The organism is Priestia megaterium, from assembly GCF_009497655.1.
Classification (GTDB): domain Bacteria; phylum Bacillota; class Bacilli; order Bacillales; family Bacillaceae_H; genus Priestia; species Priestia zanthoxyli.
Window position 1 is genome coordinate 1,731,948 of record NZ_CP023317.1, and the last position, 20,359, is coordinate 1,752,306.

Annotated in this window: 20 protein-coding genes and 2 pseudogenes; 13 read left to right on the forward strand and 9 right to left on the reverse strand. The window is 32.8% G+C overall.

Annotated features, from left to right (window positions below):
* Nucleotides 1–304: 304 nt before the first annotated feature.
* On the forward strand, nt 305–1,411 hold the full coding sequence (locus CEQ83_RS08685) for a HesA/MoeB/ThiF family protein (protein ID WP_033578641.1): 1,107 nt from the start codon (nt 305–307) through the stop codon (nt 1,409–1,411).
* Nucleotides 1,412–1,431: 20 nt separating this feature from the next.
* Nucleotides 1,432–2,667 (forward strand): MFS transporter, encoded by a 1,236-nt coding sequence (locus CEQ83_RS08690; protein WP_372452327.1) that lies wholly within the window; start codon nt 1,432–1,434, stop codon nt 2,665–2,667.
* A 267-nt stretch (nt 2,668–2,934) separates the two neighbouring features.
* Here CEQ83_RS08690 and CEQ83_RS08695 read toward each other — a convergent pair whose 3' ends face one another.
* Nucleotides 2,935–3,369, reverse strand: a complete 435-nt coding sequence (locus CEQ83_RS08695; RefSeq protein WP_028413797.1) for a DUF2269 family protein — start codon at nt 3,367–3,369, stop codon at nt 2,935–2,937.
* A gap of 18 nt (nt 3,370–3,387) precedes the next feature.
* A complete protein-coding gene (locus CEQ83_RS08700) occupies nt 3,388–3,738 on the reverse strand; it encodes an ASCH domain-containing protein (RefSeq protein ID WP_033579502.1) in 351 nt (116 codons plus the stop codon).
* A 512-nt stretch (nt 3,739–4,250) separates the two neighbouring features.
* Here CEQ83_RS08700 and recA point away from each other — a divergent pair.
* Nucleotides 4,251–5,282, forward strand: a complete 1,032-nt coding sequence (gene recA / locus CEQ83_RS08705) for a recombinase RecA (RefSeq protein WP_154991469.1) — start codon at nt 4,251–4,253, stop codon at nt 5,280–5,282.
* Between the two features lie 349 nt (nt 5,283–5,631).
* On the opposite strand, the gene CEQ83_RS08710 is transcribed toward recA, so the two are convergent.
* Nucleotides 5,632–6,105, reverse strand: coding sequence for a hypothetical protein (locus CEQ83_RS08710; RefSeq protein ID WP_028413794.1), 474 nt, complete (start codon nt 6,103–6,105; stop codon nt 5,632–5,634).
* Nucleotides 6,106–6,308: 203 nt separating this feature from the next.
* Nucleotides 6,309–6,761 (reverse strand): VOC family protein, encoded by a 453-nt coding sequence (locus CEQ83_RS08715; RefSeq protein ID WP_047751219.1) that lies wholly within the window; start codon nt 6,759–6,761, stop codon nt 6,309–6,311.
* 284 nt (nt 6,762–7,045) lie between these two features.
* Between CEQ83_RS08715 and CEQ83_RS08720 the strand changes: the two genes are divergently transcribed.
* On the forward strand, nt 7,046–7,549 hold the full coding sequence (locus tag CEQ83_RS08720; protein ID WP_155017186.1) for a DinB family protein: 504 nt from the start codon (nt 7,046–7,048) through the stop codon (nt 7,547–7,549).
* A 619-nt stretch (nt 7,550–8,168) separates the two neighbouring features.
* Here CEQ83_RS08720 and CEQ83_RS27780 read toward each other — a convergent pair.
* Entirely contained in the window at nt 8,169–8,378 is a 210-nt protein-coding gene (locus tag CEQ83_RS27780) for a VanZ family protein (protein WP_154991773.1), read from the reverse strand.
* A gap of 316 nt (nt 8,379–8,694) precedes the next feature.
* Between CEQ83_RS27780 and CEQ83_RS08730 the strand changes: the two genes are divergently transcribed.
* A complete protein-coding gene (locus CEQ83_RS08730; protein WP_155017187.1) occupies nt 8,695–8,844 on the forward strand; it encodes a hypothetical protein in 150 nt (49 codons plus the stop codon).
* A 333-nt stretch (nt 8,845–9,177) separates the two neighbouring features.
* Here CEQ83_RS08730 and CEQ83_RS08735 read toward each other — a convergent pair whose 3' ends face one another.
* Nucleotides 9,178–10,113, reverse strand: a complete 936-nt coding sequence (locus CEQ83_RS08735; protein WP_081213958.1) for a cation diffusion facilitator family transporter — start codon at nt 10,111–10,113, stop codon at nt 9,178–9,180.
* Between the two features lie 453 nt (nt 10,114–10,566).
* Entirely contained in the window at nt 10,567–11,292 is a 726-nt protein-coding gene (locus CEQ83_RS08740; RefSeq protein WP_154991467.1) for a ZIP family metal transporter, read from the reverse strand.
* A 185-nt stretch (nt 11,293–11,477) separates the two neighbouring features.
* On the opposite strand from CEQ83_RS08740, the gene CEQ83_RS08745 reads away from it, so the two are divergent.
* A complete protein-coding gene (locus CEQ83_RS08745; RefSeq protein ID WP_063247023.1) occupies nt 11,478–11,921 on the forward strand; it encodes a hypothetical protein in 444 nt (147 codons plus the stop codon).
* Nucleotides 11,922–12,230: 309 nt separating this feature from the next.
* Here CEQ83_RS08745 and CEQ83_RS08750 read toward each other — a convergent pair.
* Nucleotides 12,231–12,700: pseudogene (locus CEQ83_RS08750) on the reverse strand (DinB family protein).
* 195 nt (nt 12,701–12,895) lie between these two features.
* On the opposite strand from CEQ83_RS08750, the pseudogene CEQ83_RS08755 reads away from it, so the two are divergent.
* From CEQ83_RS08755 to CEQ83_RS08765, 3 genes and pseudogenes are all read left to right on the forward strand, one after another.
* Nucleotides 12,896–13,148: pseudogene (locus CEQ83_RS08755) on the forward strand (SunI/YnzG family protein).
* Between the two features lie 728 nt (nt 13,149–13,876).
* Nucleotides 13,877–14,587: a type II CAAX endopeptidase family protein gene (locus CEQ83_RS08760; protein ID WP_049164005.1), complete on the forward strand. Its 711-nt coding sequence runs from the start codon at nt 13,877–13,879 to the stop codon at nt 14,585–14,587.
* A 215-nt stretch (nt 14,588–14,802) separates the two neighbouring features.
* Entirely contained in the window at nt 14,803–15,462 is a 660-nt protein-coding gene (locus tag CEQ83_RS08765; protein ID WP_033578649.1) for a DUF3885 domain-containing protein, read from the forward strand.
* A 320-nt stretch (nt 15,463–15,782) separates the two neighbouring features.
* Here the strand turns inward: CEQ83_RS08765 and CEQ83_RS08770 are convergent, their stop codons facing one another.
* The gene (locus CEQ83_RS08770) at nt 15,783–16,961 is read right to left on the reverse strand and encodes an MFS transporter (protein ID WP_033578650.1); all 1,179 of its coding nucleotides are present in this window, start codon (nt 16,959–16,961) and stop codon (nt 15,783–15,785) included.
* A 261-nt stretch (nt 16,962–17,222) separates the two neighbouring features.
* Between CEQ83_RS08770 and CEQ83_RS08775 the strand changes: the two genes are divergently transcribed.
* The 4 genes from CEQ83_RS08775 (at nt 17,223) to CEQ83_RS08790 (ending at nt 20,116) form a co-directional block, all read left to right on the forward strand.
* A complete protein-coding gene (locus CEQ83_RS08775; protein WP_033579506.1) occupies nt 17,223–17,594 on the forward strand; it encodes a MerR family transcriptional regulator in 372 nt (123 codons plus the stop codon).
* A gap of 215 nt (nt 17,595–17,809) precedes the next feature.
* On the forward strand, nt 17,810–18,736 hold the full coding sequence (locus tag CEQ83_RS08780; protein WP_155017188.1) for an aldo/keto reductase: 927 nt from the start codon (nt 17,810–17,812) through the stop codon (nt 18,734–18,736).
* 203 nt (nt 18,737–18,939) lie between these two features.
* Nucleotides 18,940–19,191 carry a DUF5316 domain-containing protein gene (locus CEQ83_RS08785; RefSeq protein ID WP_228123041.1) on the forward strand — a complete coding sequence of 84 codons (252 nt, stop codon included), beginning with the start codon at nt 18,940–18,942 and terminating at the stop codon, nt 19,189–19,191.
* 181 nt (nt 19,192–19,372) lie between these two features.
* Nucleotides 19,373–20,116 (forward strand): alpha/beta fold hydrolase, encoded by a 744-nt coding sequence (locus CEQ83_RS08790; protein ID WP_154991464.1) that lies wholly within the window; start codon nt 19,373–19,375, stop codon nt 20,114–20,116.
* The last annotated feature ends 243 nt before the right edge of the window (nt 20,117–20,359 follow it).

Here is a 20,359-nt window from a genome sequence, read left to right on the forward strand (position 1 = left end):
GAAAAAAAGTATAATTTACCTGTTTTTGTTTGAATATTATAAAAATTGGATTTAATTGTTGAAAATGCCTTTTTAATGCAATATTATAAATATATCTTTTAAGAAATGGAGGTGTTAGTTATGAAGGTAAAAGTTAAGAAAACAACTAATAAAGCTGCGGTATTAAACGGTATTCCAGGCTAAAACGTTATCATTATGTGAACTACTTACTTATTGTTTAAACTTCAAGTCTGTAAATATAGGGAACTATCATATGATAGTTCCCTATTTCAATAATTAAGAGAAATGGAGTGAAATGTAGAAAATGAAACCTAAGTTCAAAGAGACAATCCCTGTATTTTTTATAAATGATGAAATCCATATTGGTGAAGAAGATGGAGTAGCAGGAGTTATTGAAGATCCCAGTGGAAGTATTAAGTATTTAATTTCTCTTATTAACGGAAAAAATTCTATAGAAGAAATAATACATTTAGTCCAAGAAAAGTATCCAAACATAAAAGAAAATGAGGTATTGGAAGGGATAAAGGCATTAGATACAGAGAAATATTTAGAAGATAATTCTTTGAATCCTCAATCTATAGGAGATTATGAACTCGAAAGATACAAAGCAAACCTTAATTATTTTTCGCTTTTTACGTCTTTAGAGGACAATAAGTACAATGTGCAAGAAACTATCATAAATACAAAGGTTGCTTTGCTCGGAATCGGAGGTTTAGGTAGTCAAATACTATATCATCTATCTGCATTAGGTTTTCATAACATTAATGCATTGGATTTTGATACTTTGGAATTAAGCAATTTTAATAGACAGTTGTTATATTCTGAAAAAGATATTAATAAGTTAAAAACGGAATTAGCAAAGGAAAGAATATCGCGTTTTAATCCTAATGTTAAGTTAAACGTTACTAATAAGCGTATAGAATGTGCTGAAGATGTAATGGCACATATTGAAGGTAGTGATTATGTAATTTGTGTAGCCGATAAACCAACCCTTCATATACAGGACTGGGTGAATGAAGCAGTAGTGAAGTTAGGAAAGCCGTTAGTTTCAGGTGGAGTCCTAAACACAAGGGGCAGATTTTATTCTATGTTACCAGGAAAAACTGGGTGTGTAGAGTGTCATAAACAAACCATAATTGAAAGTGATGTTATAGTTAATAAGCAACTTGACAGTATGCATCAGATAAATTTTCAACGAAATAATGCTGCGATTAGTCCTAATGTAGCTATGTTGGCTGGTGCTATTGTAAATGAATTTTTAGGGTTGGTAACAGGTATTCAAACTCCAACATCATTAGGGAAAATGATGGAATTAAATTTCCTTACATATCAAACTTACCCTATTTCAGAGTGGAATAAGAAAGAGGATTGTCCAGTTTGCCATTCCGCACCTGTAACAGCAGGTAAATAATTATGATGGGGGGGTAAATGTTGAAATCTTATGAAGTACTAAAGAACAGAGATTTTTTATGCTTATTTTTAAGTGCCACAACAAGTAAGTTGGGCACGTCTTTTTTTCAAATCGCACTGCCTTTATTAGTATATGATTTGACTAAATCACCAAGTTTAATGGCATTAACATTTGTTTTAGAAATTACGCCTCAAGTATTGTTTAGTTTGTTAGGCGGAGCCTTAGCTGATCGTATAAGTAAGAAATACATTTTATTAATAGGTGATATTTTATCAGCCATTTTAATTATTATCATACCTCTTGCAGCTTTAATAAACGTGTTAGATATATGGATTGTATATGTGGTAGCTTTTTTAATATCAGCTGTGAGTGCATTTTATCATCCAAGTTTTGAATCAGTCATACCAGAAATTTTAGAAGGTGAAAATTTAATACAGGGTAACTCTTTATTCAAGTTATCAGAGACAATCACAACCTTTGCAGGCCCTTCAATAGCAGGCATTTTAATTGCTTTGGTTGGAACTCATAACTTATTATATTTTAATTTTTTCACGTATTTTCTTTCTGGAATATTCATTGGCTTAATAACTAAGAAATATAAAAGCCAGAATCCAGTTAATAGTTCTATAATGAATTCAATAGCTGAAGGAGTTAAATACGTTATAAATACTAAAAAGATTTTGATAGGGACTATTCTCATATTCTTAATCAATGTGGGTTATGGTGCTATGGAAGCTTTATTTATGTTTCATCTAAAGGATAATTTACATTTATCGGCACAGTATATTGGTTTAATATTTTCCCTACAAACCTTAGGGTCATTTGTAGCAATTTATGCTGCAAATAAACTAAATAAATTACCACGGGGAAATATAATTATCTATTGTGGTGTAATAATAGGTTTAGGTCAAACTATCCTTACTTTTTCAAACACTGCAGTTATTTTGTTAATAGTCTGTAGAATTGTAATTGTCGGTTCGGTAACATTATTAGCAATTAATTGGTTTACCCTTAGGCAAGAGATTGTGCCATCAGCCTTATTGGGAAGAGTAATTAGTTCAACTCGTATGTTAGCTTTTTTGGCTTTACCGATTAGTGGAATGTTAGCAGGTGTTGCAGCTGAATATATTAGCGTCTCTTTAATTTTTATTTCAGCAGGCATCCTAACGATTGTGGCGTCTTTAATCGGCATTAAGACCTCTCTATTTGAGACCCAACAATCTATAGATCAACCTATTAATAGTAGCAACAAGTAGATAATTACTTGGGTTGACTTGAAACATATTGATATTTAGTGTATTCTTCTATAAGAACTTCATACTTGGAGTTTAAACAATAAGTAAGAACCCCTTTAACATACGGTTAATAGGGGTTTTTAATTTTTAATCCAAATGTGCATCTGATATACAAGCAAAAATCTTTTTTCATACCGAAAATACGAGTTATGTTAAGTAAAACGTAAAGTATTTGATGAAAATAATCAGTTTAACTATTTACTCTTAGTGATGACAAATGGATGGGTGTCACCAAAAAGTTGGCTTACCGACCATAAACCAAAGCATAGTCATTAATAGAATGATATAAATCCAAATAGATCGCTCTAGTTTAGTTGCCAGTTCTTTTTTATTTTGTCCTTCCTCCTTGTACTTTCGAAGTGTTGGTGAAAAAGCACGGGCCAGAAAGAACAAGGAGCAAAAAAGGAAAATCAGTGTCATTATAATCCACGGCGTAGTCCACGTCCATGGGCCACACATAACGAGGAGTATCCCTGTGATAACAAGAACATGGCCCGTATGTTTTGCGAGCCTAACAACAGATTGAAATGTGATCAAATAGGCATTCATTTCTTGTTCTCTTGAACTATGTAGTTTTTTAACAATTGGCAAGAGAATAAAAAAAGGACCAATCGATAAAATGACACTAGAAACATGAATATATACTAATATACGGTACAACAAATCCATTTCTTTTACCTATCAATCGTTAACTAATCTGAACTCATGCACCCATACCCTCATTTGCGGAAGCCAAGGCATCCCAGGATGATAAGACAAAATAGATTGTTTATATTCCTCTACTGTAGCATAGCCTTCCTGGCGAGCATTTTCATCTGTTAATTCACCTAGTGATTGAGAATAAACTCGTTCCACTACAAATTTTTGATCTTCTAAAACCATTATCTCTCCTACATCAGCATATCTTCCATTTCGGCGAGTTGCTGTTTTGCTGCCTTTGATTACTTTATTTACATCATCCGGCATTGTTACAAGTCGATCGATTGTACATGTTTTTGGTGGCAATTCATTTTGTGCTTCATGGTTACTCATTAAAAAAACTCCTTTCATTTCTTGTCTCTTATTTAATGTATCACATTTTTAATAACGAATTTCATTTGAATTTATTAGGTTGAAAATTTCTCTAATAAATCTATTATAATTTATCCCTTTTGTTAGTGGATAGTCTAAGCACATGACATAATGTATATAAGAGGATGAATTATTTTTTGAGCGTATAATAAGGGTTATTTTATAGATTGAAGTTTCAATAACTGTAAGTATTAAAGGTATAAACCTACTTTTTACAAAAAAGATATTTCTTTGGCTGGTTTGTACAAAACTTTCTCCTTTACAACTAGATGCGTTTATTGTATGATTACACAACAGGAACATTTGTTCGATATTAAGGGTTTAGAGATAAATAAAGGAACAACAGAATAAACCAAGACAGTTAAACACAAAATTTTCTCGCACGGAGCAAAAACATTTGAGCCAATCCTTATTATTTATCCACATACATTGTCGTTTACTGTAAACGTACTAACAATCGGAGGTTTTAAATTATGAATGATAAACAAGCAGCACTAGATATGGCTCTAAAACAAATTGAAAAACAATTCGGTACAGGATCAATTATTAAGATGGGGGAAGGCACACATACAAAAGTTGAGGCATCTAGCTCAGGTTCATTAGCTTTAGATATCGCTCTTGGGATTAATGGTTATCCAAAAGGAAGAATCATGGAAGTGTACGGACCCGAAAGCTCAGGTAAAACAACAGTTTCCTTACATGCGATTGCAGAAGTACAAAAAAATGGAGGTCGAGCTGCCTTTATTGATGCTGAACACGCACTTGATCCAGTTTACGCAAGAAAACTAGGTGTAGATATTGATGAGTTACTGTTATCTCAACCAGATACTGGTGAGCAGGCACTTGAAATTGCTGAAGCATTAGTTAGAAGTGGTGCTGTAGATATTATTGTTGTTGACTCAGTAGCAGCATTAGTTCCTCAAAAAGAAATTGAGGGAGAAATGGGAGATTCTCACGTAGGTCTACAAGCTCGTTTGATGTCTCAAGCCCTTCGTAAACTATCTGGAGCAATTAATAAGTCTAAAACCATTGCTATCTTCATCAATCAAATCAGGGAGAAAGTAGGCGTTATGTTTGGAAATCCGGAAACAACGCCAGGTGGAAGAGCACTAAAATTCTATTCTTCCGTTCGTCTTGAGGTTCGCCGCGCTGAACAACTTAAACTGGGAAATGACATAGTTGGTAACAAAACAAGAATCAAAGTAGTCAAAAATAAGATGGCACCTCCTTTCCGCATTGCTGAAGTAGATATTATGTATGGAGAAGGTATCTCAAGAGAAGGAGAAATCTTAGATATTGGTTCTGAAGTAGATATTGTTCAAAAGTCTGGATCTTGGTTTTCATATAATGGAGAACGTTTAGGACAGGGAAGAGAAAACGCTAAGGTTTTCTTAAAAGAAAACCCTGAAATCAGAGAAGAAATTAGAAAAAACATTATTGATTTTAAATATGGTAATACTGACAACGATAATGATATTGATAGCGATAGCGAAAACGAAAGCTAATAAAAGCTTAAAATGCCTTTCCCGGCAGCTTCAAGCCCACCCATTTCACTGATTTCACTTCATTATTTTGGTCATTTTATGCGATTTAGTAGCCAACAGGGAGCTGATATCGTCTTAATTCAAAAGGAGCTTGGTCACAGTGATCGTAAAATAACGGAACGTTATCTAGAAAAGGTTTTGCAGAGAAAACAAAAAATTGGGCTACTGTGGAAGGAACAAGATTTCTAATTGAGATACTGTTGTCTAAAGCGCTATACTAGACTTTTTATTGCAATCTCTTTAAACAGAAAAATTCTTATAGCAAACAAACAGAACCCTATTTAATTAAATAGGGTTCTGTTTAATTAGATCAAGGTCTATGGAAGTTGACCGTTTTCTCATCGTCCCCCGTACGTTCAAACCAACCTCTAAAGGCCCAGTTATCATATCCACCGTCGCCTTCATTAATAAACGTTCCTTCTTCAAATATCCAGACCCCGAACGTGATACCATCATAATCTACGGTATCAAAATATTGTACACCTTGTAACTGGTCGGAATTATAACCTTGACTTAAATTCATTACTATCACATTATACTGCTGACCCGATTCAAAGAAAGCTTTTTCCATCGCTCCCTTAACAAAACCACTTCGATTGTCGGCAGTTTTAGCCGCATCTGCAATCGCTTGTCCTATGGCTACTGGATCAATTGCTACGTCTCCTCCAACTTCTGCAGCTTCTGCGGAGCCAGCAGAACCTCCTAAATTCGGTAGAGCTAATGGCGTCGCTAACATAGCTAAACCTACAGCAGAAGCTACAACAGCTTGTTTCGCTCTTCTCATTTGATCTCCTCCTATTTTAGTTGGTTCTTAGAACAAATACCCTTTTTATGAATATTAAAACAAAAATTCCATAATTAAGTATATATAGGGGACAAAAAAGTAAAATAAAGGTTTGAAAAAACCTGAAAATAATCTCGATCTATTGAAGATTCAGATAGGTTAAACGTACATTTCAGTAAAGACTTTTATAAAACGTCACTTACTTATTTGTTACTGAGTTGCTCTGCCAAACCGATTAAAAGTCCTTCTACTCCACGAATGTAGCAGAGACGATACGAGTCCTCGTACTGAACCACTTCGCCAACGAGCTGAGCGCCATATCTAGTAAGTCTGGAGACCATTTCGTCAATGTCTTCAACAGTGAACATGACGCGTAGATAGCCGAGAGCGTTTACAGGAGCATTCCGGTGATCTGATATAGTAGGTGGGCTGAGAAATCGCGAAAGTTCAATCCGACTGTGACCATCCGGGGTAACCATCATCGCAATCTCTACACGCTGAGAACCCAATCCCGTTACGCGGCCACCCCATTGACCTTCGACGGTGGCCCGCCCTTCGAGACTCAAGCCAATCTCCTTAAAGAAAGAAATTGCGTCATCAAGGGATTCTACAACGATGCTGACATTGTCCATTCTTAGTAGGTTGTTTTTTTCCATAGTTTTATCTCCTTATGTGTAAAATTTTATTATCTGTCCATTTTCATAATCATTCTATTTAAAAGTTACAAATTCCTTTCAAACAAAACATTGCTATCCTGTCACTAGGCCATATTTGTTGTATACTTTATATTCTTTGTAGAAAAATGATCTATTTGTCATTAATACACGAAGTACTTTATCATTTACTTAACTAATTAATGAAAAAATGGGTGTAATAATAATTCTAAAGAGTGTATAGTAAAGAATAATTTTTCATTATATGTCTGAGAGGTGGGATTGTTATGGAAAAGCTAGAATATGAATGGGTAAAACTAGCACGACAAACTTTATTAGAGCAGTGTAGAGAATTGAGTGAAGGTGACTTGACGAAAGAGTTTGCATTTGGTTTTCAAAATATTAGAGATTCTCTAGTTCATGTGGCAGGTTGCTACCATGCTTGGTTAGGTTCTTTTGTGCTTTCAGAAACATCATCACCACTATTCACAAAAGAAGTAATTAATACTATGAAAATAGACGATATTCAGCATTATTTTCAACAGGCTGATAGATATGTAGAAAAAGTATTGGAGCAATTCACAGATAAATTTGATGAGTCTATCGAAAAAGAACTTGCTTGGAGAGCAAACAGTGGTTTTGTAAGAAAGACACCTCGTCAATTGCTTACCCATTCAATTACTCACGAATCACATCATAAAGGACAAATTGTAGTTATGTTACGTCTATTAGGGCATACACCTAAAAATACGGACATATTGGGATTACCTGAAAAAGAACCTTTCAAATAATAAATTAAGAAATCATTTCACGAAGAGCATATTTGCAGTCCTGGCTTATATTTGGATGTTCCAAGAGGCCGTGATCGGGCTTCCTGAAATTGTGCAAAACATCTCGCGTGTGCTGGATATTGGTGAACGTGTTGCTGAAGGCGTTCACAGCTAGAATCACAAAAATTTAACCAACCATCGTTGTTACGCTATCCACTAAATTATTGTTGTTGTCTTTTCAGAGAAATAAATCCATAAATATAAGTTGGAGGGTTTTAATGAAAAAAATATTTCTTCTAATGGACTCTGAGGAAAAGGTATCTTCTTATTTCATCTAGATAACGGAATGAGCGTTAAATTCAGTGGTATTTAGTAATATTAAGTTGGGAAAATTTGTAGAAAAAGAACTATTTTGTCGTCACTAAGTGTAAATAGTAAAAAATAAAAAATAAATAAAATACTTTATCAATTACTTAACTAAAAAAACTTAAGTAAGGTTGCTTTTTAAAAACAGAGTCATCACAATGTTTATTTTTAAAGTTATATGTATATGAATCTACAAATCTGGCCAGACTAATAACGTATTCCCAACAGAACAACCTCCTGTACAGGAGGTTGTTCTGTTTTATAAATTATATACTTAGTTACCATCAACCAGCTTATTGGAACAAAAAGAGCATCTATCTATATAGTCGCCCTTTTTTATTTTACTGGCTTGCTTATTTATTAAAAGAACCACATAACTTATAACTGTTCCAAACATATTAAGTAGAACATCGTCTATATCTAAGCTACGTCCCATGAAATATTGAATAAATTCAATTAAACATGTAACAGATAAATCTAAGATTGTTACTTTTTTTACTTAACGAAACTTTCTTGATAGGGGTTTATTTTTATAGAATCCTTCAAAAAGGTTGCTATAGACCCACTTGAACTTGCTTTGTTAGGATAAAAGAGAGGAAACATTATGGAGTCCTGTAGTAGATATCTCCATTCTCGCAAATTCCATCTTGGGAGTAGACGCTGCTCATGATATAACAGCTAAAGTAGAGAATACATTAGCATAAGAACACAGTATAGAGGGTGCTAACTTACATGTGGAAACAAGCCAAATAGTAAACATGCCAATTAAAACGAATACATAAAGGGAAGGAATTAATCATATGGAATTAGGATATAAGAAAAACATACAGCTTAAAGATAGAGATTTAAAGTATAAAATAAAAGATAGTGAGGAAACAATTGAATTGATTGTTTTTATTGCACTTTTAAGTGTGATTTTTATTATTAATACTTTCTTTAAATTCTTATAGTCTTTTTTACATGTGATTGTATGAAAAGATATAGTATGTATGTCTGGACGTGCATATTATAGTAAAAAGCCACCTTTACTTCAAATACTAGATGGCTTTTTATTTTATTAACGATAATAATTTCTTTAACACGCTGCAATAGATTTGAATATTTTGTTCGTGAAAATATATCTTTTTAAAAACACAAAAACTCATTCATAATGTAAGAAAGAGCTGGGAAATAATAATTCGTAAAAGTGAGTCATGATTTTTTTGTCTGTTGACCTACACATTTAGTTTATTATCGACAGCAATATTCTTCAGGGTTTACACATATAAAAACACCAAATTGTATTAGTAATGACCTTCACGTTTGGTGGTAGAGCAAATAGCTGAATCATCATGAGGGTGCTCTTCGTTTTCTAACTGGATAGTCGCATGCTCAATTTCTTGATGTTGAAGTTTGGATTCAATTTCTCTTAATATGACCTGACTTTCCAGGAAACTTATTTGATTATTTAACACCACATGACAGGATAATGCATTTTTCCCACTAGTTATACTCCAAACATGTAAATCGTGGACATTTAGTACACCTTTAACTGCATGAATTGTTTCCATTACTTTTTCTAAAGAGATTCCTTTCGGTGTACCTTCCATTAAAATTCCTATTGTCTGCTTTACAATTTTCCATGCGCCCAAAGCAATTAAGAATGCAATAAGAACACTTAGGATTGGATCTACGATATTCCAGCCAGTGAATAGGATAATAAGTCCTCCGATAATAACTCCTGCCGAAGCCATTGCGTCCCCAATCATATGAAGTACGGCGCTTTTCACATTGATGTTGTCTTCCTTCCTTAAGCCAAGACCTAAGTAAAGGTTCATGGCTAAACCAACAGATGCACTAATGAACATCCATGTACTTCCCACTGGTTGGGGATCCTTAAAGCGATCAATCGCTTCGTATAGTATGACAACAGCAATAACAATTAACGTCATGGCATTAATAAAAGCAGCTAGTATCCCTGAACGGTGATACCCGTAAGTGAAATTTTCCGAAGCTGGCTTTTGGGCTTGGTGCATAGCAAACCACGATAGCCCTATGGCTGCAATATCTGTAAGTACATGTCCAGCATCAGAAAGTAGGGCTAAGCTGTGTGAAATGAATCCTCCAATTAATTCGACTACCAGGATAATTAAAGTAAGAAAAAATGCTAATTTCATTTTCCCAATCGGAGCATGGGAGTGAAATACATCTCCGTGGTCGTGATTGTGGTTGTTTCCCATAAAAATCTCTCCTTGCTGCAAAAACATGATCATTGTTTGAAAAAACGTTATTTCTCTTGTTCTGGATTTCACTAAAAGTAGTTTATTCAAAAAACTCAATGGGTGGATCTTTAAATCCCCGAAAGCCTTATATACTAAAGATTCCTTTTAAGACAGTAGATATAGAATGTTAATTCTTTTATGATGGGATGGTGCTTTTAAGTTCTGGGAAACCCTAACAGAAGCTTCATCATTTAAAGATTTAATTTGACCATTTGTTTTAGTATTTTCAACTTCATCAAAAATCATTTATGTCACTCAAAAGCTGTTTCCAAATCAATCTCATACTTCTTTTTAACAAATCAGAAAAAATTCGGATCACGACTTTTGAATTTCTTATGTAATATGATTAATCTTATAAGAATAAAAAAAGAGACCTTATAAATTAAGATCTCTAAAATTTTCTATATAAGTTTAATGACTATGAAATAGTGAAAGGGAATAGTGATAAATATAAATAATTAGTACTCCTAGCGATATTAATAGCCATACATGTAGGTTTCTGAAGTGACTAATGGCCTTTCCTATTATTTCATGAAAAATAACAAAGGATAGGGTGCCAATTGCTCCTCCGGTAGATAAGGCTTGTATTTTAAGCGAGGAAGCTTGTACATTTTCTCCAAGTAATAGACTCCCACCCAAAGATAGTGATAGAAGGACTATAATGAATAAAAAGAAGACGTTAGGTATTTTTGCTATGGAGAGCACCGTCATCAGGGCCATACCCTCTGGAATTTGGTGTAAGAGGGTAGCTACGAATACGGAAGTTGACTGATGTAGATCTGTTATCCCAAAGGTAATTCCTGTAATAATATTATGAAAAAAGATTGCAGCCGTTAATAAAATAAGTGACTGAAAAGGTGAAATTGCACTATTTGTTTTATGCAAAAAGAGGTCAATGCATAGCATAACGATATATCCTGCTACGATGCCTAATAGAACGCCTTTTAAATCATACAGATGCGATGTGGAAGGAAGGATATCAAAAAATAACAACCCTAATAAGATTCCTCCACACATCGCATACATAAACTGAATTCTACCTCGTGACAGGTGACTAACTAATTTAAGAAGTCCTCCACCTACTAATAAACCCATTAAAGAACCTAAAGTAAATAAGGTATTTATTTCTATATGCATAATTGCTACTTCCTTTCGGCTATATGTTTTTTTACAACTAACCTATTCAAAGGAAGGGCAATCATACCTATGTTTTATAAATGGTTAAAAAAATAAAATTACGTGATATTAACTTGGGAGTGATTTTTAGGTGAATCACTAATAAAAACGGACATACTAACGTTATCTAAAGAAGAGGTGTTACTATGGAATCTCCTTTTGAAATGATAACCAACGTGGACAAGGTCGAAAATGCTTATTATATCGAAGTGAAGCCAGGTGAGTACAATGCAAAGTATTGGAATAAAGAATCGGTCTATTTTGCTGATGAAGCTTTTGCTTATTTCTACACCACGATTTGCAAGTATGTGCCACAGTATCAACCTACCCAAGTGACAGAAATCAAAGCAGAAACATGGCTGAGAATCAGTAATCAGCTGCAAGAACTCGCGTATTTTTTGAGCACCAACCCGCCTATGATTAAACTAAAGAAATGGATTGATTTTAGCAAAGTGGAGGAAACGTACAAACAGTTTGATCATCACAAAAACCAGTACATTCGTGAGTTAATTAACATGATTAACGAATTTACAGTGTGGATAACAAAGGTATGTCAAACACACTCGTATATCACCATTTTGGGCACTTAATGGGAATTGACATTGCTTATTGTAATCTATAAGCTATGCAGAAAGTGAAAGAATTTCTCAAAACGAATATGGCATATTGGATGGAAACCTGAAAAAGAAAACGCGTTAGGTTTCTAGGGACTGGATAATGTCAAATTAATTGGAACTTTTTTATCGACAGCAAGGCACTTTATAATATCTCCAAGCGGTGTATAGTGAAAATTTCACTATATGTCTCAGAGTTGAGATTCTAATGAAACAGTTAGAATCTCAAATGCTGATTATGTTAACTGGGTTTGTATATGTAGTATACATAAGCGCTTAACTGGTTTAATCCCAGACTTTAGGACGATCAACTCCCATTGTTCTTAAATACTGTAAGAGTTGTCCTGCGTGTACGGACTCATGATAACCTATACTCAATAACATATCACCTAAAGAACGAATATAGCCTACATCTGAACGATCTATTTGAATACATGTTAAATCCTCATCTGAAAAGTTATTTAACATCTCTAGAAATTGTTGAGGGTATGTCTCTGCAAATTCTAATTCACTTTTTACAGAAATCAATGGTTTTTTTCAAAAGGAGAGTCAAATTCTTTTAAGATACCTCTATTTTTAATAGCTAGATGATAATAGTATTCTGACTCTAAGACATGTCGAACCATCTCTATGCATGTCATAGCTTCTTTATCTGGCTTCCAATCCAATTCAGTTTGAGGAATTGCTTCCCGTATCTTGATGCTTCTTCTTCTAATCTCTTTTATGTTTAATAATATGATTTCGGTTGTGCTCATGCTTTCTTCCCCCCTTTTTATCTTCTTAGAGAATTTCACCAAATCAAAAAGAGAAACATCTAACTAAACTTCTTTCAAATGTTTATGGTTCTTATAATACGTTGTATGTTAATTAACTCGGCATATTGTATTCATTAATTTATCTTCCTTTACAGTGTATTAAAATGTAATTATAAGGAAAAAGGGGATGTTAATATGCTTACAGAGGGGATTGACGTTAAGAAAACAGAAAAAGAATTAATCATAAAATGGCAACTTGCTAAATTTAATATTGCACTAGAAGATATTATTGAGGTTACGGGAGACGTACGGAGGTAAAGAAGTTGATGCAATCCGTATAGGTCCTCCATATGGAACAACTGATCGAATATTCATTAAAACTAAGAAGCAAAATTACATACTTTTCACTACAAACAGGGCGACAATCATAAACAGAATAAACTCATAATCGATAGTTTTTATGTATAAATAATGGCCATATCTAATCACAGATGTGGTCATTAATATTTAGCTTCACTACCAATAAAGTGCATTATATTAATTACAAATCAAATATCTTATGTATTTTTATTTTTATTTACTTTTAAATACTTTGTAAAGTAAGCAGCGAGTAATAGTAACATCATATTAACAACCCAACTTATTGTACCGTTATAATTTAGCCACATCGATAAAAAACAATTAATGGATATGATATAAAAACATAAACTGGAGAGAAGTTCTTTAGGTTGAAAACCTACCTTTTTTATTCTAGCTCTTAAAATGAAAAAGTAGAGCACAGTTGTTAGTACTAAAAGCGGTATTACTACATGTAACAAATAAAATACACTCCTATTTCTTTATTAATCCTTTAAAGGGTTATTTTACCATATAGTTGAATCTGCGCCAATAACTTGGTTTATAAAAACTAGAGGTATAAAAAAATTAAATAGAACTTAAAAACAAAAGAACCTACCTTTTGGGAGAGGGGGGGGACTTCTTTTGCTCATTAAATAGGAACCCTAGACAGTTGTCTCAGTGTTAACACCTGTCTTCTGTTAATATTCAATACAAAAATGGTTACAGTATTAATTGTTTACAATTGGAAAATAAAACATAATTTATTCTAATTACTAAAAATCACAATGTTATAATAAAATGGGTTTGAAAATATTTAACAACTAAGAGGTGATAAACATGATATTTCTTACTCTGTTTTTACTATTAATTATTGTAGGGTATCCAGTATGGGACTATTTTTATTTAAAGAAAATAAAAAGTAATCAACTAAACAAATGGAGAATGTACGGGGAAATTGTTATTACTCAATGGATATTGGTCATCATATTTCTAGTCTATTGGTTTTTGACTAAACACACGTTTAACAACTTATTTTCTATTAAAAAACCTTTATTTTCTTTAGATAAAGATTTTTTACTGTCTGCGGGAGTGGGGGCAGGAATTAGTATTATAATGATTGTTTTTATGATTTCCTTTTCCAAAAATGCTAGAGAGAAAATTTCCGAAGGATTAAGTGATGAGAGTATTCAATTCCTGTTGCCATCAAACTTCAAGGAAAGGCTGTTTTTTCTTTTGGTAGCAGTTACAGCAGGAGTTTGCGAAGAGATTATTTTTCGTGGTGCAATGTTTCATTATTTCGACCACCTCCCTTTTCATTTATCTACCGTTGCAATTGGAATTATTTCAAGTCTGTTATTTGGAATTGTTCACCTATACCAAGGCTGGAAAGGGGTACTATTCACTTCCTATTTAGGTGGCATTATGTTTTTTCTTCTTGTGGGGACAGGCTCTTTGTGGGTTCCTATCGCACTACATTTCATTATTGATTCGAAGTTTGTCTTTTTGCCTAATAAAAAGAGCCCTTCAAGTGTAATTAAAGAAAATTAAATCACTATTATCAAGAGATACTTGAATAAATTATTATTCAGGTGTTTTTTTATTACTATTCATTTCTACCTTTAAATTGAGTATTGAAGTTTCATAAAATTTCCTTTTTAATGTGTTCTGAGAACAGAATTTATAAAGAGAGCTTTTTATATCGTATATAAAGAATTTACTTAGAAAAATGTTAAAATAAAATCAAAAACCACGGAGAAAAATATATGAACCATGATATTCTACACTCATTTTTAGAAAAACATTTTGAAAGACTAATATTAGGCCCTTCTCTATTTTATTCATGGAAAAATAGCATTCGTTTTGAAATATCGGATCCTTTGATACATTATTATAAGAAGGAACATTTAGAGCAAGCATTTTATCGTTCAATCCGATTATTTGAAGCAGTATTTGAAGAAGAAGATGAGATTCTTCTTGTTACGGATGTACACTCCATAAAAAAAGATATCTTCCTCCAAAAAAGACCTTTAAACGTATATTTAAAATACATAAAAAATAAGGAAAAGCTATATCAATTAAGTCATCATCCTTTACCTAGTGTATTTGATGAGGCAGATGATCAATCTGTCACTCATCGATTTGTACTTTCTTGTAAGAAACCAGAACTAAAATATGTACAACTCTTAAAAGCTATTTGTTATGAAGACTTTGATCATCCATCTAGCATACTTAAAAACAACCCACAAAGTGGTTATGATATTTATTTTGTTAATCTTTCTAAAGAAATCATTTTTCATTTGTATGATGATCGAGGTTGTGATGTATTAGCCTCTAATAAAGAATCTATAAAGTTTCTTTATGAAGAATATAATCATTGGATTTTAGATTATGACCGGGAAGAAATAGATCTTTTATTTAAATAAAAACATTATTAAATGCAGAGTCACTGAACGAAAGGTTACTATATATGCGTAAAAAAGGATCTGTTCTAATAAAAAATGACAACCAACTAAACCATGCAGAATTAGCACAAATAGCATATTGGAAACCAATTACTGTAGGGGAAGTTCTTTATAACTACTGGGATTAAATTTTTACTAAGAAGAAAAGAAATGACTAAAAACGATTTCAAGCTTTACTTTAAAGCGTTAAAATGTTATTCTTTGATTAAAAAAGCACAACCTACATATGGGGTCAGTCCCCTATAGTGGTTTGTGCTTTTTTGTTTTTATAGAAATTATCTTTATCTATTAGAAATCGTTAATCTAGTGGAAACACGATCTTGTTTAGTTTTCATAAGAGAGTAAACTGCTGAAAAAAGTGCTAAAGTAACCATTATACCTGCAACCCAAGGATTCGTTGTAACAGGGTAATGGTTGATTAATATACCTCCAAATCCCGAACCTAAAGCCACTCCAAGATGTAAAAATGAAGTATTTAAACCTAGCTGAATATCAGAAGATTCAGGTGCTGCTTTAGCAAGATAATTTTGTACTGCTGGACTAAGTGCCCAAACTAACGCTCCATATAGTATAACTACAATTAGTAAACTAATTATTGATCCTGTGGCGTATGGTAATACAAATAAAGAAGTTGCAAATAACACGAGAGATATTAAAATAGTTCTAGCTCCTCCAAATTTATCAGAAGACCAGCCACCAATCCATCCTCCTGCTATTCCAGCTACACCAAAAATCAGTAAAACAATACTAATCATGTTTGTTGATAATCCCATTGTAGTTTGAAGAAATGGTGTAAAATAAGTATAAACAGTAAAATGTCCTGTTAACTCTAAAACAGATATAAGATGTATTGAAACAATCTTTTTACTTTTCAATGTAGCTATTTGTTTAAGTAAAGATACCGTAGGTTGTGGAGAAACCTTAGGTAAAAATTTAATAATCCCTAACATAGATATAATACTAAGTACTGCAACTAATAAAAATGTCATTCTCCAACCAAAATTTTCACCAATTATCGTGCCTAATGGTACACCTAACACGAGTGAAGCACTTAAGCCCATAAAAATAATTCCTATAGCACGCCCTCTTAATTCAGCAGCAACTGTATTAGCAGCCATTGTAACGGAGACAACAACTACGATAGAACAACTAGCTGCAAGAATAACCCTAGCGATTAATAAGGCTGTAAAACTCATACTGAATATAGATAAAATATTCCCTCCCAAGAAAATAAGCATGGCTATAAGCAACAATTTACGTCGTTCAATTCGTGAAGTTAAAGCAATAAGTGTAGGTGCTCCAAACGCAAAAACAAAAGAAAAAATGGAAACCAACTGACCCACTGTTCCTACAGAAACATGTAAATCTTCAGCAATCATCCCTAATATACCTGCGATTACTAATTCCACTGTACCGGCAACAAATGTTGTAACTGCTAAAATAAAAATTCCTTTATTCATTGTAAGTCCTCCTGAAATATAAATATAGATTAAAGAATACTCCTTATAGTGCGCTCTAATGCAAGATGTATTTTAGGTATTTCAGAAGGTTTTCATTATAAATCATGAAGTTTTTTAATAAATAAAAAACAGCTTATACTCCAATTAATGTTTACCCTTTAAGAATTAAACTATAGTCACCTGTATCAATACACTATAGTAATTTCTATAATCATCAATTTAGAATCTGTATAATATTGTAAATATGTTATAATAATGTTCATGGAAAAACTATTAGCAATTCAGAATATCTCCTCAATTACAGGCCTTAGTACATATACTCTGCGTTATTATGAGAATATTGGTCTACTAAGTAATATTGAGAGAGACGAAAATGGATACCGTACATACAGGCAAACCGACATTTTATGGATTGATTTTCTTATCAAGTTACGTAAAACTGGAATGCCGATAATTAACATGAAGAAATTTGCAGAATTAAGGCGTCAAGGCGATTCTACAGCAACCGCACGACGAGAATTATTAGAAATCCACCAAGAAAATGTTCTTAAACAAATAAAAGAACTAGAAAGTAATCTAACAAAAATCAGTGAAAAAATCGATTATTATAAAAAGTTGGAGGAGAAAATTTAAATTATTTAACAAATTTGTTTAATGAGACCTTACTTAAGAGGTCTTTTTTTTGTTTTTAATTAGTAAATACCAATTATTTCTATAAATGAACTATTTCTCCCTTGCCTTATAGCGTACTCTAATCGATATACTGCTAATGTATAGAAAAACAAAAGGAGGAAAATAAATGAAATATAGAAGTATTGGATCTTTTTTCAGCTTTGGGATTAGGTTGTATGGGTATGTCTGAATATTATGGCCATCAAAATGAAGGTGAATCCATTTCAACAATTCACCATGCTTTGAGCCTAGGAGTTAACTTTTTTGATACTGCAGATCAGTACGGTTTAGGTAAAAATGAAGAATTGATTGGAAAAGCTTTAAAAAATCAAAGAAGTAGCGTAAACATAGCTACAAAGTTTGGTTTTGTTAGAAATAAAGTTGGAAAAGTTATTGAAATTAATGGGAAACCTGAATATGTAAAACAAGCTTGTGAAGCAAGTCTAAAACGTCTACAAACAGATTATATTGATCTTTACTATCTGCATCGCGTTGATACCAGGGTACCAATTGAGGAAACAGTAGGTGCTATGAAAATGCTAATAGAAGAAGGAAAAGTTCGTCATATTGGTCTATCAGAAGCTTCTGCTCAAACAATTCAACGTGCTCATAAAATACATCCCATAGATGCCTTACAAACTGAATACTCGATATGGAGCCGCGAAGTAGAAGAAGATGTTTTACCAACTTGCCGTAAATTAGGAATCTCTCTTGTACCTTATAGCCCCCTAGGAAGAGGGTTTTTATCAGGTAAAATTAAATCCATCGGTAAACTTCCGGAAAATGACTATAGAAGAAATACACCTAGATTCCAAAAAGAAAATTTTAATCATAATCTCTCTTTAGTTATGAAATTAGAAGAAGTGGCGCACAAAATGAATATTAGTACATCACAACTTGCTTTAGCTTGGGTATTATCCAATGGAGATGATCTTATTCCGATACCTGGAACAAAGAAAAAGGTTTATTTAGAAGAGAATGTGGCTGCTACAGATATAAATTTACCCCTAGATATTAAAGCTATTATTGATGAAATTGCTCCAATTGGTAGAGCAGCAGGCAATCGTTATCCTTCAACCTCCATGAATTTAATAAATAAGTAAGAGAAGTAAGCTAAAGTGGAAGTTTGGAAAATGAATATGCGTGTTCTAAGTCTTACACAATTCTTAGTCATGTCATCGTTTAGTTTAATTATTCCTTTTACCCCTATCTTTCTGGGAATCTTACGGTAAAATACAAATAAGTTATTTTTTTAAAAAGAGGGATTATTATAATTAAAAAAGGACTCATAGCAGGGACAATAGCATTGATCATTGTATTAGGAACTTCTTATTTTACTGGAAACTGGAGTTATATTTATTATGTATCAGGAACCTTAGGGGTAGCATCTGTTGCGCTTGCATTAGGATATCTAATTGATAGCTTGATTTTAGGAAACAAAGGATCTTTCTCTTCAGAAAAAGAAACACGTAAAATAGGGCGTAGAGAAGACGCTAAAAGATTTATTTCACTAGCTGTTCCTAATTTGTTAGCAGCATTGGTTTATATAATAAATTAATAAAAATAGCACTATCCAGTTTGAATGGGTAGTGCTATTTTTTGGTTCTTTGCAATGTATATTTCATACATCTCTAGTTAACATAATGTTTGTTCTAGGAACTTCCAAATAAAATGTAGCTCTTATTGTAGCATTTACCTTATACTTAAAAATGATATGGATATATTTGGAGGTTTTTTATATGAAAGAAGTCACTAAATTAGGAATGATGCAAGATATTGGTGGTATTAAACTTTATTACGAATTTTTCGAAAGACAAAATGAAAATATGACAATTATATTTGAATCTGGATATGGCTGCACTTCTGATTACTGGAACCCAATCAAAGAGGAAATTTCAAAATTTGCACAGTTTTTTATCTACAATAGACCAGGCTTAGGAGAAAGTGAACAAGACGATAGACCAAAAGACAGTAAGCAGTCCGTTGAGAATTTACATACTCTTTTACGAAATGCCAATATTAAACCACCATATGTACTTGTAGGTCATTCAATTGGAGGAGCTAATGTAAGGTTATATGCTAGCAAATATCCTGAAGAAATAGCAGGAATTATTCTTTTAGATTCCTGTCATGAAGATCAAAACAAAATTATGCCCCCATTATTCACTGAAGAAATGAGGTCTATTTATTTTAACCAGTTTTCAATCGAAGGTTCTATAGATGACATTGAAAAAAGCTTTGAACAAATAAGTGAAGTTAAATCATTAGGAGACGTACCTCTTACAGTTGTGAGCGCTGGCCTACAGTCTTATCACACAACGGAATCTTTTGCTGCATGGAATCTATTTCAACGTGATTTAACACGTTTATCAACGAAGAGTAAACATATTATTGTTAAAGATGCAGGACATCTACTGCACGTTGATCAACCTCAGATTATCATAGATATTATTAAAGATGCATTGAAAGAAGTAAAAAAATAAGTCTGGTACAATACTGTGTTTAATTGAATTATGTTAATGAATATCATATACAATCATAGTTAACATAATCACTCTTTCCGGAAGACATCAAAAAAGAGAACCCTTACGCCCCAAGGGTTCGAAGAAGTTCTCTTTTTCTCTTTTATGCAACTTTTTATACATTGTTGATTTATTAGTATTTATGATTAGCATGAACGAAGAAAGAATGAGTAAAAAAACTACCTTTTATACATCATTCCCCTT